Source organism: Arthrobacter sp. KNU-44 (genome assembly GCF_051843155.1).
In the GTDB taxonomy this organism is placed as follows: domain Bacteria; phylum Actinomycetota; class Actinomycetes; order Actinomycetales; family Micrococcaceae; genus Arthrobacter.
In genome coordinates, this window is the sequence record NZ_JBPXNG010000002.1 from 3,344,313 (window position 1) to 3,359,448 (window position 15,136).

Sequence of the window (15,136 nt, forward strand, 5' to 3'; positions counted from 1 at the left end):
TGCGGAACACTGTCCGCGACAATCTATCAGTCGTGCCCTCATAGGTGAGCGGGCGTTTGAGGGATTGCCCTCATAGGTGAGCGGGCGTTTGGGGAAAAGCCGTCATAGGTGAGCGGGCGTCGTCGGGATTGCCGTCATAGGTGAGCGGGGGTCTAGCTTGGGCGGACGAGGACAGCGCCGATGGCTGCGTGGTAGCTCTCGAGCGCGATGGCTGCCGTTCTCTGCCAGCCGAAGGCCTCCGCATGAACTGCAGCGGCTCGGCCCATGTCTTCGCGGGTCCGGGGATCGTCGTACAGGGCTTCGATGACGTCGGCCCAGCGGGAAGGATTGTGGCCGTCAACCAAAATGCCCGTCCGCCCGTCGGCAACGGCACGGGACAGGCCGCCCACGTTGGTAGCGACCACCGGAGTGCCGCAGGCCTGCGCCTCCAGGGCAACAAGCCCGAACGATTCGCTGTAGGAAGGCATCACCACGACGTCGGCTGAACGGAACCAGCCCGCCAGCTTCGGCGCCTTGACCGGCGCGCGGTGCGTTACGACGTCGTCGAGCCCAGCGGCAGTGATGAAGGACTGCAGATTGAAGTCCTTTGCGCCGCTCAAGGCGCCCAGGATGGTCAGTTCGAGGTCGATGTCGGGGCGCCGCTTGCGGAGGATGCCGGCAGCCTCGATGAATACTTGCGGTCCCTTGAGCCGCTGGATGCGTCCGGCGAAGAGCAAGTGGAAACTGCCGGGCCGGACTCCAAGCTCGGCGCGGGACCGGGCCCGGAACGCGGGAGTGAACACGGTGAGGTCAACGCCGGGGGGAGCGATGTCGATGTGGTCGAAATCGGCGTCGTAGTGCGATACAAGCTCCTGGGCTTCGGCAGGAGTGTTGGCCACGAGGCGCGTGGCTCCATCGACAATCTTTTGTTCGCCGTCTTCACGCAGGCGCGGCTCCGGCCGCTCGCCGGATTCGAGCACCAGGTTCTTGACCTTCGCCATCGTGTGCATCGTGTGGATCAGCGGCACGTTCCACAATGCCGAGAGTTCGAGGCCGGCCACACCGGACACCCAGTAGTGCGAATGGATGGCGTCGTAACGGCCGTGCGGTTGCCGCTGCCGGATCCTCTCGACTTCGGCAACCATGGCGTGGAGGAGGTCGGGAAGTTCCTCCTTGGGCAGTTTCCTGCGCGGGCCTGCCAGGACGTTGTGGACGCAGACCCCGGGCCCGGGATGTTCGACGGCGGGCTGCCCGGCGGACGTCGAACGCGTGAAGATCTCTACCTCCACGCCGAGATCAGCCAACGCCATGGCCAGCGCCCGGACGTAGACATTCATGCCGCCCGCATCGCCCGAACCTGGCTGCTCCATGGGCGAAGTATGGAGTGACAGGAAGGCCACGCGACGGATCAACGACACCGCTACCTCCTGTATCCAACGCAATTCAACAAACTCCGCAAAGCGATAAATCCTCTGCGTACCAGCGAAAACACTACTCCTGAGCTCCCCGGCATTGCAGCCGGCCCACCAGGGCCGGCATCGTAGGGCGGGCTGATACCGTAACGGACGTGAGCCAATCAATCAGCGAAACAGGAACGGCGGCGGCCGTTAACTACGAGATCCGGCCCGCCCGGGCAAGCGACTGGCCCGGGATCTGGACAGTCCTGGAACCCGTGATCCGTGCAGGGGAGACCTTCACCTGGGACCGCGATACTACAGAAGAAACTGCCCGGGGCAAGTGGTTCAAGGAAGCGCCCGGCCTGACCTTTGTAGCAGTGCGCGACGGCGACGTGCTGGGTACCGGTGAACTGCACGCCAACCAAGGTGGCGGCGGAAGCCACGTGGCCAACGCCGGCTACATGGTCCATGCCGATCACGGCGGGCAAGGAATCGCCCGGGCACTTTGTGCCTATTCCTTGGTTGCCGCCCGGGACGCCGGGTTCAAGGCGATGCAGTTCAACGCCGTCGTCGAAAGCAACGTCCGCGCAGTGGGACTATGGCAGTCCATGGGGTTCCGCATCCTTGCGACCATCCCCGAGGCCTTCCACCATCCGACCCTCGGCTACGTGGGGCTGCAGGTCATGTACCGGGAGCTCTAAAGGCTTTGCACAATCGTGGCCGCGGCGTAGTCTGCCGTGCATGGACGCAACGCCCAGGACAGGATTCGATCCCCTCGCCGCTATCCGCGGGGATGCGCGGGAGGACGGGGCCGCTTCAGGCTGCGATCTCCTGCTGACAGGCACCGTGTTCCAAGACATTATCTTTACCGGACTGGACCGCAGCCCGGAACCGGGGACCGAAGTGTGGAGCCAAGGCATGGGGACCTGCCCCGGCGGCGTGGCCAACCAAGCCATCGCGGCTGCCCGGCTTGGGTTGCGGACCAGCCTCGCCGCGGCCTTCGGGGATGACGGATACGGGGACTTCAACTGGCGGATCCTGGAAAGCCAGGAGCACGTGGACCTCTCCCTGTCCAGGCGGTTCGAGGGCTGGCATTCTCCGGTCACCGTCTCCTTGTGCGTCGATCAGGATCGTTCCATGGTCACTCACGGCCATCCCTCGCCCATGAGCGCCTCGGAACTGATTGGCGAGCCGCCCAATGCGCTCGCCGCCGTCGCGGATCTCGGCGAGGAGCCAGAGCCCTGGATGTTGGCGGCGACGAAAGCCGGCGTCAAACTCTTTGGCGACGCCGGATGGGATCCGACAGGAGAATGGTCTTCAAGGCGGCTGGACCAGCTCAGCAATTTCCACGCCTTTATGCCGAACCAACGGGAAGCAATGGCATTCACCGGCAAAGACAACCCGTGGTCCGCGCTCTACACCCTCGCCGACCGAGTTCCGGTGGCTGTAGTGACGCTGGGAGCGCAAGGAGCCATGGCCGTGGATTCCGAAACCGGCGAGGAGGAGTGGGTGCCGTCCCTCCCCGTGACGGCGTACGACCCCACCGGAGCGGGCGACTGCTTCGGCGCGGCGTTTATTGTGGGCTGCCTGGCCGGATGGCCTTTGGGAGACCGGCTCCGTTTTGCCAACCTTTGCGCCTCGCTGGCGGTGCAGGAAGTGGGCGGATCGCTTGCTGCGCCCGGTTGGGGTGACATTGCCGACTGGTGGCAGCGAGCGAACGCCCGGAGGGAGCGGCAGTCCAGCCAGTGGCTCAAACGGTTCGCTTTCCTTGAGGACATTGTGGCGGATGTCCCGCCCGGGGCCCAACGTCGTGCGACAGCCACGATCGCCCACAACTCGGACGCCTGAGCGGCGTTCACCCCGGTCAGCTCGCTCACCCTCAGTCAACCCGCACGCCGTCGCGGCACTAGAATCGTGAGGGTGACTTACGAAGCAGCTGCCAGTTTCGAGCCCTCGACGGAATCAGGTCCGGCAACGGTCCTCGAACGATCAGCCGTCATTGACTTGGACGCCATCCGGCACAACGTACGCCAGTTCGTGGCGATCGCCTCGCCCGCAAACGTCATGGCCGTCGTCAAGGCCGACGCCTATGGGCACGGCGCGGTGCAGGTAGCTCGGGCAGCCCTCGAAGCCGGCGCCCGATGGCTCGGTGTTGCCCATATTTCGGAGGCCTTGGCGCTGCGCGCCGCTGGAATTGATGCCCCGATGCTGGCCTGGCTGCACACCAGCCAAAGCAACTTCCAGGCGGCAGTCGCGGCCGGCGTCGACGTCGGGATTTCCGGCTGGGAGCTGGACGCAGTGGTTGCCGCGGCACGCGAACAGGAACGCCCGGCCCGCATCCACCTCAAGGTTGACACCGGCCTGGGCCGCAACGGCTCCACCATCGCCCAATGGGACAAATTGGTGGGCCAGGCCATGGAGCACCAGGACGAGGGCCTCCTGCGCGTGGTGGGCATCTTCTCGCACTTGGCTGTGGCCGATGAACCGCACCGTCCCGAGACAGATGAGCAGTTGGCTGCATTCCGGGAAGCGATTGCCGTGGCCGAGGACGCCGGCGTGGACACCGAAGTCCGGCACCTGGCCAACACTCCCGCTACGCTTTCGCGCCCGGATGCCCATTTCGACCTGGTCCGCGTGGGTCTCGGACTCTACGGGCTGTCCCCATTCGAAGGACAAAACTCGGCGGAACTTGGTCTCCGCCCGGCCATGACTGTGCGCACCCTCGTTTCCAATTGCAAGCGGGTGCCCGAGGGCCAGGGGGTGTCATACGGACTCAACTACCGGACGTCCAGCGAGAGTGCCCTGGGCCTGATCCCGCTCGGTTATGCCGACGGCGTGCCGCGCGTCGCCACCGGCGGACCGGTGCGGGTCAACGGAGTCAACTATCCCGTTGTGGGTCGGATCGCCATGGACCAGATGGTCATCGACCTTGGGAACGCGGTGACGGACGAAGCCGGCTGGCTGGGCGCCGAAGCTGTCATGTTTGGTGACGGGGCCGACGGCGGCCCGACGGCGGACGACTGGGCAGCCGCCGCGGGAACCAACAACTATGAGATTGTCACCCGCATCAGCCCACGCGTGCCGCGGATCTACATCAACGAGACCCCGGGGGCGGATGCCCGGTGAGCGGGGCTTCGATGAATAAGACCCCGTTGAGTGATGCGTTGTGGGAACGGACCGTCAAGGTCGCGACGGCGGAGCAGACACACGCTTTGGGCTCGGCGCTCGCCGGGGTCCTTGGGCCCGGTGACCTGCTGGTCCTGACGGGCGAACTCGGTGCAGGCAAGACCACCTTCACGCAGGGACTCGGCGAAGGACTGGGCGTCCGTGCCGGCGTCATCTCGCCCACGTTTGTCCTGGTGCGCATCCACCCCAACCTGCCGGACGGGCCGCGCCCCGGCGGCCCCGATCTGGTCCACGTTGATGCTTACCGGTTGGCATCCGCCGCTGAAATCGACGACATCGACCTCGAAAACACCATGGACAACTCCGTGACGGTGGTCGAATGGGGGCGCGAGCGCGTGGAACACCTTTCGGATAGCCGCCTGGACATCGAGATGCACCGGACGGTGGGCGGCACGGAGAGGGCGGCAACCCGCCATGAAGCAGGCCAGGACGCCGTGCTGGACTTCGACCCGGAGGACGACGACGAACCCCGTACCATCGTTTTCCGCGGCTTCGGCCCTCGTTGGAGCGCCGTGCCCGAAATACTGGAGGAGAACGCCTGATGCTGATCTTGGCCATTGATACTTCAGCCGTGGCGAGTGCGGCACTCATCTCGGACGATGCCATGGAAGGCGTCCTGGAATCTTTCGCCACCGAGGACACCCGCAGCCACGCCGAGGTCCTGGCGCCCGGCATTGAGAAGCTCCTTGCAGACGCCGGTGTAAGCGGCGCGGACATCGACCTCATCGTCACCGGCGTCGGCCCTGGGCCGTTCACGGGCCTCCGCTCAGGGATTGCAACCGCCCGCACTTTGGCATTTGCCTGGAGCAAACCCCTTTTCGGTCTCATGAGCCTGGATGCGATCGCGTTGGAAGTGGCCGAGTCAACGGAGGCGCAGGCCGAGTTCCTGGTGGCCACGGATGCCCGTCGCAAAGAGGTCTACTGGGCGCGCTACACGCTCAACGATGGCCAGCTCCCGCAACTCGTGGACGGTCCGCACGTCGGTTTCGCCTCGGAGTTGCCCGATCTCCCCGTCTTCGGTGCCGGCGGCGGCATCTACGCGGACGTGGTCAACGCGAACGAGGAATTCAGCACCACCCAGCCCGACGCCGCTTCGTTGGGCCAGTTCGCCATGGCCCTCCTGGCAGCCGGGGCGGAACTGCCGGATTCCACCCCGTTGTATTTGCGGGAATCCGACGCTCAAGTGCCAGGCCCTAGGAAGCGTGCCCTGTGAACCCCTCGTACCAGTTCAAGCTCGACGGCGTGACCGTGCGCGACATGACCGCCGACGACGTCACCGCGGTCGAGGTCCTGGAGCGCAGGCTATTTCCGGTGGACGCGTGGCCGATGCAGATGTTCTTCGATGAACTTGCCCAGGTTGATACCCGCCGCTACGTGGTGGCCGAAGCCGGCGGGCAGATTGTGGCCTACGCAGGGCTCATGTGCATCGAGCCGATCGCGGACGTCCAGACGATCGCCGTCGTGCCCGAATTCGAAGGCAGGGGAATAGGCTCCGCCATCCTCACGGAACTGATCGAAGAGGCCCGCCGGCGCGACGCGGTGGAAGTGCTCCTGGAAGTCCGTGCCGACAATCCACGAGCGCAGGCACTCTACGTGCGGTTCGGTTTCGAGCAGATCCACGTCCGTCGGCGCTACTACCGGGACGGCACGGACGCCCTCATCATGAGGCTGACATTGACTGAAGGAACACCGGCATGAACCGCTCCCACACCATCCAGCCGCTCGTGCTGGGGATCGAGTCCTCCTGCGACGAAACCGGCGTCGGGATTGTCCGGGGCACCACGCTGCTGACCAACACGGTGTCCTCTTCGATGGATGAGCATGTCCGTTTTGGCGGCGTCATTCCGGAGATCGCCTCCCGTGCGCACCTGGACGCCTTCGTACCCACGCTGCAGGAGGCCTTGCACGAGGCAGGGGTGACGCTCGACGATATCGACGCCATCGCCGTGACCTCCGGACCTGGCTTGGCCGGCGCGCTCATGGTGGGTGTCTGCGCGGCCAAGGCCCTCTCAGTTGCCACGGGCAAGCCGCTCTACGCGATCAACCACTTGGTGGCGCATGTCTGCGTCGGACTTCTTGATGGAAAAGAGAGCGGCGCCGCCGGCGGCACCGGGAGACCCGGTTCGGGCGGACGGCTGCCGGAAAACCTCGGTGCGTTGCTGGTTTCCGGCGGGCACACGGAAATCCTGCGCATCCGCAGCATCACCGACGACGTCGAGATGCTCGGCTCCACGATCGACGACGCCGCGGGTGAGGCCTACGACAAAGTGGCGAGGCTCCTGGGCCTTGGCTACCCGGGCGGACCGGCCATCGACAAACTCGCCAAGCAGGGCAACGCCAAGGCCATCCGCTTCCCGCGCGGACTTTCGCAACCCAAGTACATGGGAACCGCGGAGGAACCCGGACCCCATCGCTACGATTGGTCCTTCAGCGGCCTGAAGACCGCCGTCGCGCGCTGCGTTGAACAATTCGAAGCCCGGGGCGAGGTCGTTCCCGTTGCCGATATCGCCGCCGCGTTCCAGGAGGCGGTTGTGGACGTCATCACGTCCAAGGCAGTGTTGGCCTGCAAGGAGAACGGCATCACGGATCTCCTGCTGGGCGGCGGGGTTGCAGCCAACTCCCGGCTCCGTGAGCTGACAGGGCAACGCTGCGCCGCTGCGGGGATCACCCTGCATGTTCCGCCGCTGTCACTGTGCACCGACAATGGTGCCATGGTGGCGGCCTTGGGCTCGCAGCTCATCATGACGGGAATCGCTCCCAGCGGCGTCACGTTCGCCCCGGATTCCTCGCTGCCGGTGACCACCGTTTCGGTGTAGCAGCGGGAACCCGGCGGGCGGCTATACGGCCGAAGGCTAGGCGGTCGGAACGGAGCGCATCTGCTCCACGAGATCCTGGACGACCGCGTGAAGATCGCCGTCGTGCTGGGCGGCGACGCGGCGCTGGCGCTGATAGCCTGCTCCACGGGCGATGATCTTTTCGACGTCTGCCAGTTCTGCCGAGCAACCCAGCTTTTCCGCGACAGGCGCCAGGCGCAGCAGCGTTTCCTTGAGGTGCTCAGTGACGAGCTGCTCATTGCCTTCCGCGTCGAGGATGATGATCGCTTCCATGCCGTAGCGGGCGGCGCGCCACTTGTTTTCCTGGATATGCCACGGCGGCATGGTCGGAATGCTGCCCCCGTTGTCCAGGATCGTGGAAAACTCGTCCACGAGGCATTGGGTCAGGGCTGCAACTGCGCCCACTTCCTCAAGGGTGGCCAGGCCGTCGCAAATACGCATCTCGATGGTGCCCAGATTCGGCACAGGCCGGATATCCCAGCGGATTTCAGACAGGGTGTCGATCACTCCGGTAGTGAACATGTCCTGGACATAGGATTCGTATTCGGCCCAGCTGGGGAACTGGAAAGGCAGACCGGCCGTGGGCAGTTGCTGGAACATGAGGGCGCGTTGTGACGCATAGCCGGTGTCCTCGCCGCCCCAGAACGGGCTCGAGGCGGACAACGCCTGGAAATGCGGGAAGTAGTTGACCAGCCCGTCGAGGATGGGGAGCGCCTTGTCCCTGCGGTCCAGTCCGACGTGGACGTGGACTCCATAGATGACCATTTGCCGTCCCCACCATTGGGTGCGGTCGATCAACTTGGCATAGCGTTCTTTGTCCGAGACCGGCTGAAGCTGCGGCGGGCTGAAAGGGTGGCTTCCGGCGCAGAAAAGCTCCACGCCCATGGGGTCCGTGACTTCCCTGACAGCCTGCAGCGAGCGGGCCAGGTCTTCCTTGGCTTCCTTGACGGTGTTGCACACGCCCGTGACAAGTTCCACGGTGTTCAGCAGCAATTCCCGCTTGATGTGCGGATGCTCGTCGTCCTCGTTCAAATCCGGATGCCGCGACGAAACGCCCCGCAGGACCTCATTCGCCACCGAGACCAATTCGCCGGTGCGTGCGTTGACGAGCGCAAGCTCCCATTCCACCCCCAGGGTCGACTGCCTGGATGAAGCGAAATCAATCTGCACGTGGGTCCCCTCGGTATTTGCCAAAAACGCCCTGAGCAATGCCCGCCGTGGGGCCGTCAGCGGTTGGCTCAAGTCTAATGCAGGGGCGGTACCGTACCGCATGATGGGACTGCGAGGTAAAAAAGGAAGCAAAGTCGTTTGCTAATGAGAATGATTTGCATCTAAGATAATGGGTATGCACCTTTCTGTCGTCAGCTCACTGGACAGCCAATGCCGCGAAGCAGCCACCGCCAGGCTTGGGCGGACCCACCGCGATTCGGTGGTGGTCCTGCACGACCTCCTGGACGGCTCCATCGTCTTGCGAAGGATCTTCCGCAACGGCGAACTCGTGGAGCAAGCGCAAACCGCTTTGGAGCACGGGTGCCTCAGCTGCACTGTCCGCCTCGATGTTGTCCCGACGGCGGAACGCCTCGCGTCCTGCGGCCATGACCACATCGTCCTGGGCCTGCCGCCCGGTGTCTCTGTGGACATGGCGGTGGCGGAACTCAAGCGCGGCCTGGGACGGCCCGCCGTCATCGACAACGCCGTGGTGGCGATCGATCCCTCCGGGCTCGAAGACCACATCTGGGACAAGCACACGCTGTATGAATCCGGCTTCACGGCCATGCCCGAGGATGAGCGCACCAGCGGAGAATTCCTCATCGGGGAACTGGGCCACGCGGATACTGTCATGGTCCACGCCGGTCTTGGGGCGGAGCTGGCAGGCTTGCGCCCGGACTCAAGCGAGGCCTGGGCCCAAGGGCTGGAACTGCTCGGGCAGCTTGCTCCGCACGCCGCCGTTTCCGCGAGCGACGACGACTTCCTGCCCGGCTGCTATGACGGTGCCGAGGCCCTCGCGAGGGTTCGTCGTGGTTCCGTGAGGGTGCCGCTCAAGGAAGAGTCGGGGAGTTTCCGGACCGTACTCCACAAAGTGGAGCGTCCCCTCCATCCAGGTCGCTTTCAGGAAGCACTGCCCAGGTTGGCCGAGGGATCCCACTGGATGCGCGGCCGATTGTGGATTGCCTCGGCGGCCAAGGTCCGGATCGCGGTGCAGGGAATCGGGCCGCGCGTCTGGCTCGAGAGCGCAGGCGAGTGGCTCGCGGACGCCGGCACCGGCGCTGTCCTCGACGGCAAGGACCCGCAGCCCGGACAGGGACTCCCCGACGTCGACGCCGTCCTTGACTGGCATCCCCGCTTCGGCGACCGGGGCACGGTGCTGGCCGTGACCGGACGAGGGGAAGACCTCGACGCCGCCGAAATCCGGGCACTCCTGGACGGGTGCGCGCTGAGCGAAGCGGAGATGCGTCTCGGCTTCGCCGGACTCGAGGACCCTTTTGAACTCGAATCCACCCTTTAGCCGGGCTTCGGCCTCGGTGGAACAAAACCGCAATCAAACAAATCAAAACCCCAGAAGGAGAACCCCATGAAAGTCCGGAATTCGCTGCGTGCCCTCAAGAAGGTCCCCGGCGCCCAAGTAGTCCGCCGGCGCGGCCGCACCTTTGTCATCAACAAGCTGAATCCGCGCTTCAAAGCGCGCCAAGGCTAGCTCCCCGTCTAGGCTGGGCAGAGAACCCGCTACGCGAAGGAAGCCCCGTTATGCCGATCCTCAATAAAGACATGACGCTCTGTATTTCTCTCTCTGCCCGGCCGAGCAACAACGGAACGCGTTTCCACAACTTCCTCTACGAGGCGCTCGGCCTGAACTGGATCTACAAGGCCTTCGCTCCCACAGACCTTCCGAACGCCATCGCCGGCGTGCGCGGCCTGGGCATCCGCGGCTGCGCCGTCTCGATGCCCTACAAGGAAGACGTCATCGCCCTTGTCGACCGCATGGACGCTTCGGCCGCCGCTATCGACTCGGTCAACACGATCGTGAACGACGGCGGCGTACTCACGGCCTACAACACGGACTACACGGCGATCGCCCAGTTGATCGAGCGCAACGCGATCGACCCGGCGTCGTCCGTGCTGCTCCGGGGTTCCGGCGGCATGGCCAAGGCCACTGCGGCTGCCTTCCGCGACGCCGGTTTCTCCCGCGTCACGGTGGTTGCCCGGAATGAAAAGCCCGGGCAATCCCTCGCGGGGCTTTATGGCTTCGGCTGGCAGGCAGAAGTAGGGGAGTCGACGGCGGACGTGCTCGTCAACGTCACACCGATCGGCATGGCCGGCGGTCCCGAGTCCGGCTCGCTGTCCTTCCCTGAAGAAGCGGTGTCGGCCGCGCAGGTGGTGTTCGACGTCGTCGCCCTCCCTGCAGAGACTCCGCTCATCAAGGCCGGCCGCGCGGCAGGAAAGACCGTGATCAGCGGCGCCGAGGTAGCCACCATCCAGGCCCTTGAACAGTTCGTGCTCTACACGGGCATCACGCCGACGCCGGAGCAAGTGGCCGCGGCCGAGGAGTTCACGCGCGCCCAATAGGGCGTCCCAAGTCAGGGATCGGCTCAAGCAGCCGCTACCGGCTCCACCACAACAGCCACCTTTTCCTTGCCGATCCTGGTGAGGACCAGGGTGGCTGTTTTGTTGCCGCGGGCTTTAGCCGAGTTCTTTCCGGCCGGCAGCAATTGTTTCCGCAGCTCTTCGGGGGTAACGGAGGTGCCGCGTTTCTTGATGTCCAGGACGCCGACACCGTTGGCCTTCACCCAGGCTTTGAGTGCCTTGACGTTCAGCGGCATGACTTCCAAAACTTTGTATGCGCGGGCGAACGGGGTCTCCGCCAGTTCCGGAGCGCAAATGTAGGCAATGTGTGGGTCCACCAGGTGGCCTCCGAGCCGGAGTGCGACGTCGGCCACCAGGCCCGCGCGGATCACCGCGCCATCCGGTTCGTAGAGGTATCCCTCCACGGGCCCGACGTCGGGCACCGGGCCGCCGTCGAAGTCTTCGCCGCTGGTGATCTCGGCGGCGCCCTGCGGCCCGAGCACCAGGGCAGCGCGGCGGATGCCGGGACGGGCGACGTCGTTGAACCACAGCGTGACTTCCGTGACGTCCCCTCCCACCGAGATCCACTGTGCCTCGCAGCCGGTTGGAACCGATTCGTGCGGCATTCCCGGACCCATCTTGACCCCGACGGACTTGCCGGTGGCGGCCAACGATTCAACGAAGGACAACGGCGGCGAGAACGCCTCGGGGTCCCAGATCCTTTTGGTTCCCGACGACGACGTCGTGCGTCGGGCCGGATCGAGCCACACGCCGTCGACCCCGTCGAGGGGCACCGAGGTTGCGTCGGAGTGCACTACCGTCGCGTGCGGGAAAGGAATGAGGTTGATGGTGGCGCAGGCTGCGGTGGTCTCGTCGAGCTCCACGGCGGTGACCTTGATGTCCATGGAGGCCATGGCCATGGAATCTGCTCCAAGCCCGCAGCCGAGGTCCGCGACGTGCTGCGTGCCGGCGTTGGCGAAGCGTTCGGCATGCCTGGCCGCAACATTGAGCCGGGTGGCCTGCTCCAGGCCGGCTTGTGTGAAGAGCATCTGCCGGGCGAATTCGCCGAACTTGGCCTCGGCCCGGGTGCGGAGCCTGGATTGGGTGAGGACGGCGGCAACGAGCGCAGGGGAGTGGCCGTCTTTGCGCAGGCGGGCATTCAGGGCGAAGGCTTCGTCATCGCGGTACGGTCCCAAGGACGCGAGCAGTTCCCAACCTTCCGTTGTCAGCAAGGGGGCGATCTGTTCCTGCGGTGTGTCAGCCATGGGAACTAGCCTAGTGCTCGCCCGTCATACGGGGTCGGGAGGGATCCGGGAGCGCTCGGGCGGATAGGGTTGATGCCATGGAAGACAACCCAGTACGCCAGCCTGACGACGCCAATGGATCTCCCTCTGCCCCCGATAAACGTCCCTTCGCCGGAAATCTCTCCAGTTATGCCCGTCCTGCGCTCATCGTGGGTGCCTTGATTGCCATTGTCTGCATCGCGCTGTTGATCATTATTTTCTTCCTAGACTCTTTCAACGCGGCCACCTACTCCATGACCGGAAAGAGCGTCCAGGACGCCACGGATGAGGCCCGGGACATCCGTGACACCTACGCCGGTGCCCGCATTGGAGCGATCGTCGGGCTGGTGGTATTCGGCGTCGTCGCACTCGCCAGCGGCGTGGTGCTCTATCTGAACCGCGGAACCGCACGGACGGAAGAGTACGACGACGGCGAGGACGTTGACTTCGACGACCTCGCCGGGCAATAAGCGTGTGAGCCGGAAGCCGCCATTGGACGTTCACCCGTGACGGAATTCTGGCACTCGCCTTGACCGAGTGCTAATGCTTACATAGAGTCTTGATTAGCACTCTCCCTAGGCGGGTGCTAATCATGCCGCCAGGCACTTACCGGCACCGCGACGACGGTAAGCCCGCCACGGCACCCCTGGTTTGATAGTCCATGTACTACCTCACGTAAAGGAGAGATCCGAGTGTCGGTCTCCATTAAGCCTCTCGAGGATCGCATTGTTGTCCGCCCGCTCGAAGCAGAGCAGACCACGGCTTCCGGCCTGGTCATCCCGGACACTGCACAGGAAAAGCCGCAGGAAGGCGAAGTTGTTGCAGTTGGCCCCGGCCGCTTCGATGACAACGGCAACCGCGTGCCCGTCGACGTAACCGTTGGCGACGTCGTCATCTACTCCAAGTACGGCGGAACTGAAGTCAAGACCGGCGGCAACGAATACCTCGTTCTGTCCGCCCGCGACGTTCTGGCGATCGTCGTTAAGTAATTCCCTGGATCCCGCATCGCAGATCAAGTCGGACTTCTTCCGGTCGAATCAGCGGTGCGGGTTTTCCGTCTTGAAAGGACACAACCATGGCAAAGCAGCTTGCGTTTAACGACGCTGCCCGTCGCTCGCTCGAAGCAGGCATTGACAAGCTCGCCAACACCGTCAAGGTCACCCTTGGCCCGCGTGGCCGCAACGTCGTTCTGGACAAGAAGTGGGGAGCTCCCACCATCACCAACGACGGCGTGACGATCGCCCGCGAAGTCGAACTCGACGACCCGTATGAGAACCTTGGTGCGCAGCTGGCCAAGGAAGTCGCCACCAAGACCAATGACGTCGCAGGCGACGGCACCACCACGGCCACCGTACTGGCACAGGCACTCGTCAAGGAAGGCCTGCGCAACGTTGCCGCCGGAGCCGCCCCTGGCGAAATCAAGCGCGGCATCGAGGTTTCGGTCCAGGCCGTGGCCGCCCGCCTTCTTGAGAACGCCCGCGAAGTAGAAGGCACCCAGGTTGCCAGCGTTGCCGCGATCTCCGCCCAGAGCGATGAGGTTGGCGAACTCCTCGCCGAGGCTTTCGGCAAGGTCGGCAAGGATGGTGTCATCACCATCGAAGAGTCCTCCACCACGCAGACCGAACTGGTCCTCACCGAGGGCATGCAGTTCGACAAGGGTTACCTGTCCCCGTACTTCGTCACTGACGCGGAACGCCAGGAAGCTGTTCTGGAAGACGCGCTCATCCTGATCAACCAGGGCAAGATCTCCTCGCTGCAGGAATTCCTGCCGCTCCTCGAGAAGGCCCTGCAGGCTGCCAAGCCGCTCTTCATCATTGCCGAGGACATCGACGGCGAGGCACTGTCCACGCTGATCGTGAACCGTATCCGTGGCACCCTGAACGTCGTTGCCGTCAAGGCTCCGGGCTTCGGTGACCGCCGCAAGGCCATGCTGCAGGACATTGCCACACTGACCGGCGCACAGGTTGTCTCCCCGGAGCTCGGCCTGTCCCTCGACCAGGTTGGCCTGGAGGTCCTCGGCAGCGCCCGCCGGATCACCGTCACCAAGGACAACACCACCATCGTTGACGGCGCCGGCACTCCCGAGGACGTCGCGGCCCGCGTCGCCCAGATCCGTGCAGAGCTGACCCGCACCGACTCCGATTGGGACCGGGAAAAGCTGCAGGAAAGGCTTGCAAAGCTGGCAGGCGGCATCGGCGTGATCAAGGTCGGCGCAGCCACCGAGGTCGAGCTCAAGGAAAAGAAGCACCGTATCGAGGACGCAGTGTCCTCCACGCGTGCTGCCCTTGAAGAAGGCATCGTCTCCGGCGGTGGCTCTGCCCTTATCCACGCCCTCAAGGCACTGGACGAGGACGCTGCCGTCAAGGCACTGGAAGGCGACGCGGCTGCCGCCGTCGGCATCGTCCGCCGCGCCCTGACCCAGCCCCTTCGCTGGATCGCCCAGAACGCCGGCTTCGACGGCTACGTCGTCGTCGCCAAGGTTGCCGAGCTGGAAGACAACCACGGCTTCAACGCGAAGTCCGGTGTGTATGAGGACCTGATCGCCGCCGGCGTGATTGACCCCGTCAAGGTCACCCGCTCCGCGCTTCAGAACGCCGCATCCATCGCAGCCCTGGTTCTCACCACCGAGACCCTGGTTGTCGAGAAGCCGGCCGAGGAAGACGAGCACGCAGGTCACAGCCACTAATCCCCACCGCCTCCCTAGCCTCGCTTCGCTTCGGCCAGGGAACCCGGGCGGTGTGGGCCCACACCGCCTCCCTAGCCTCGCTTCGCTTCGGCCAGGGAACCCGGGCGGTGTGGGCCCACCTGCGTGAAAGAAGGCCCGGTCCCCTTTGGGGGCCGGGCCTCCTGCATTTGGCTCGCCGTTTCGGCGCAGACGGGCCCACAGCTGGTACCG

16 protein-coding genes are annotated in these 15,136 nt (G+C 64.7%); 13 read left to right on the forward strand and 3 right to left on the reverse strand.

Translation table 11 applies throughout. The annotated features are described in order from the left end of the window. Window positions 1-152: 152 nt before the first annotated feature. The gene (mshA, locus tag ACSVHC_RS16695) at window positions 153-1,397 is read right to left on the reverse strand and encodes a D-inositol-3-phosphate glycosyltransferase (protein ID WP_437771020.1); all 1,245 of its coding nucleotides are present in this window, start codon (window positions 1,395-1,397) and stop codon (window positions 153-155) included. Between the two features lie 149 nt (window positions 1,398-1,546). Here mshA and ACSVHC_RS16700 point away from each other — a divergent pair, with 149 nt between their 5' ends. The 7 genes from ACSVHC_RS16700 to tsaD all read left to right on the forward strand — a co-directional run bounded on the left by ACSVHC_RS16700 (window position 1,547) and on the right by tsaD (window position 7,378). After that, a complete protein-coding gene (locus ACSVHC_RS16700; protein ID WP_437771019.1) occupies window positions 1,547-2,077 on the forward strand; it encodes a GNAT family N-acetyltransferase in 531 nt (176 codons plus the stop codon). Between the two features lie 40 nt (window positions 2,078-2,117). Further along, the gene (locus tag ACSVHC_RS16705) at window positions 2,118-3,224 is read left to right on the forward strand and encodes a carbohydrate kinase family protein (RefSeq protein WP_437771018.1); all 1,107 of its coding nucleotides are present in this window, start codon (window positions 2,118-2,120) and stop codon (window positions 3,222-3,224) included. Between the two features lie 72 nt (window positions 3,225-3,296). Further along, entirely contained in the window at window positions 3,297-4,502 is a 1,206-nt protein-coding gene (alr, locus tag ACSVHC_RS16710) for an alanine racemase (RefSeq protein ID WP_437771017.1), read from the forward strand. Window positions 4,503-4,513: 11 nt separating this feature from the next. After that, entirely contained in the window at window positions 4,514-5,104 is a 591-nt protein-coding gene (gene tsaE / locus ACSVHC_RS16715; RefSeq protein ID WP_439181139.1) for a tRNA (adenosine(37)-N6)-threonylcarbamoyltransferase complex ATPase subunit type 1 TsaE, read from the forward strand. After that, complete coding sequence (gene tsaB, locus ACSVHC_RS16720; protein WP_437771015.1) at window positions 5,104-5,775, forward strand: tRNA (adenosine(37)-N6)-threonylcarbamoyltransferase complex dimerization subunit type 1 TsaB; 672 nt, start codon at window positions 5,104-5,106, stop codon at window positions 5,773-5,775. Before tsaE ends, tsaB begins: the two co-directional genes overlap by 1 nt. A 44-nt stretch (window positions 5,776-5,819) precedes the next feature. Then, complete coding sequence (gene rimI / locus ACSVHC_RS16725) at window positions 5,820-6,260, forward strand: ribosomal protein S18-alanine N-acetyltransferase (protein ID WP_437774079.1); 441 nt, start codon at window positions 5,820-5,822, stop codon at window positions 6,258-6,260. Next, the gene (gene tsaD, locus ACSVHC_RS16730) at window positions 6,257-7,378 is read left to right on the forward strand and encodes a tRNA (adenosine(37)-N6)-threonylcarbamoyltransferase complex transferase subunit TsaD (protein WP_437771014.1); all 1,122 of its coding nucleotides are present in this window, start codon (window positions 6,257-6,259) and stop codon (window positions 7,376-7,378) included. Before rimI ends, tsaD begins: the two co-directional genes overlap by 4 nt. A gap of 36 nt (window positions 7,379-7,414) precedes the next feature. On the opposite strand, the gene ACSVHC_RS16735 is transcribed toward tsaD, so the two are convergent. After that, the gene (locus tag ACSVHC_RS16735; RefSeq protein ID WP_439181140.1) at window positions 7,415-8,566 is read right to left on the reverse strand and encodes a glutamate--cysteine ligase; all 1,152 of its coding nucleotides are present in this window, start codon (window positions 8,564-8,566) and stop codon (window positions 7,415-7,417) included. Between the two features lie 175 nt (window positions 8,567-8,741). Here ACSVHC_RS16735 and ACSVHC_RS16740 point away from each other — a divergent pair, with 175 nt between their 5' ends. The 3 genes from ACSVHC_RS16740 to ACSVHC_RS16750 all read left to right on the forward strand — a co-directional run bounded on the left by ACSVHC_RS16740 (window position 8,742) and on the right by ACSVHC_RS16750 (window position 10,960). Further along, entirely contained in the window at window positions 8,742-9,902 is a 1,161-nt protein-coding gene (locus ACSVHC_RS16740; protein WP_439181141.1) for a GTP-binding protein, read from the forward strand. Window positions 9,903-9,968: 66 nt separating this feature from the next. Continuing rightward, the gene (gene ykgO / locus ACSVHC_RS16745; RefSeq protein ID WP_059387417.1) at window positions 9,969-10,091 is read left to right on the forward strand and encodes a type B 50S ribosomal protein L36; all 123 of its coding nucleotides are present in this window, start codon (window positions 9,969-9,971) and stop codon (window positions 10,089-10,091) included. Between the two features lie 50 nt (window positions 10,092-10,141). After that, the gene (locus ACSVHC_RS16750) at window positions 10,142-10,960 is read left to right on the forward strand and encodes a shikimate 5-dehydrogenase (RefSeq protein ID WP_437771012.1); all 819 of its coding nucleotides are present in this window, start codon (window positions 10,142-10,144) and stop codon (window positions 10,958-10,960) included. Between the two features lie 23 nt (window positions 10,961-10,983). Here the strand turns inward: ACSVHC_RS16750 and ACSVHC_RS16755 are convergent, their stop codons facing one another. Continuing rightward, window positions 10,984-12,222, reverse strand: coding sequence for a THUMP-like domain-containing protein (locus ACSVHC_RS16755; RefSeq protein ID WP_437771011.1), 1,239 nt, complete (start codon window positions 12,220-12,222; stop codon window positions 10,984-10,986). A gap of 77 nt (window positions 12,223-12,299) precedes the next feature. On the opposite strand from ACSVHC_RS16755, the gene ACSVHC_RS16760 reads away from it, so the two are divergent. The 3 genes from ACSVHC_RS16760 (at window position 12,300) to groL (ending at window position 14,926) form a co-directional block, all read left to right on the forward strand. After that, the gene (locus ACSVHC_RS16760; RefSeq protein ID WP_437771010.1) at window positions 12,300-12,710 is read left to right on the forward strand and encodes a hypothetical protein; all 411 of its coding nucleotides are present in this window, start codon (window positions 12,300-12,302) and stop codon (window positions 12,708-12,710) included. A 222-nt stretch (window positions 12,711-12,932) separates the two neighbouring features. After that, window positions 12,933-13,229, forward strand: coding sequence for a co-chaperone GroES (groES, locus tag ACSVHC_RS16765; RefSeq protein WP_028265041.1), 297 nt, complete (start codon window positions 12,933-12,935; stop codon window positions 13,227-13,229). An 86-nt stretch (window positions 13,230-13,315) separates the two neighbouring features. After that, window positions 13,316-14,926, forward strand: coding sequence for a chaperonin GroEL (gene groL / locus ACSVHC_RS16770; protein ID WP_284756252.1), 1,611 nt, complete (start codon window positions 13,316-13,318; stop codon window positions 14,924-14,926). Window positions 14,927-15,136 lie beyond the last annotated feature (210 nt).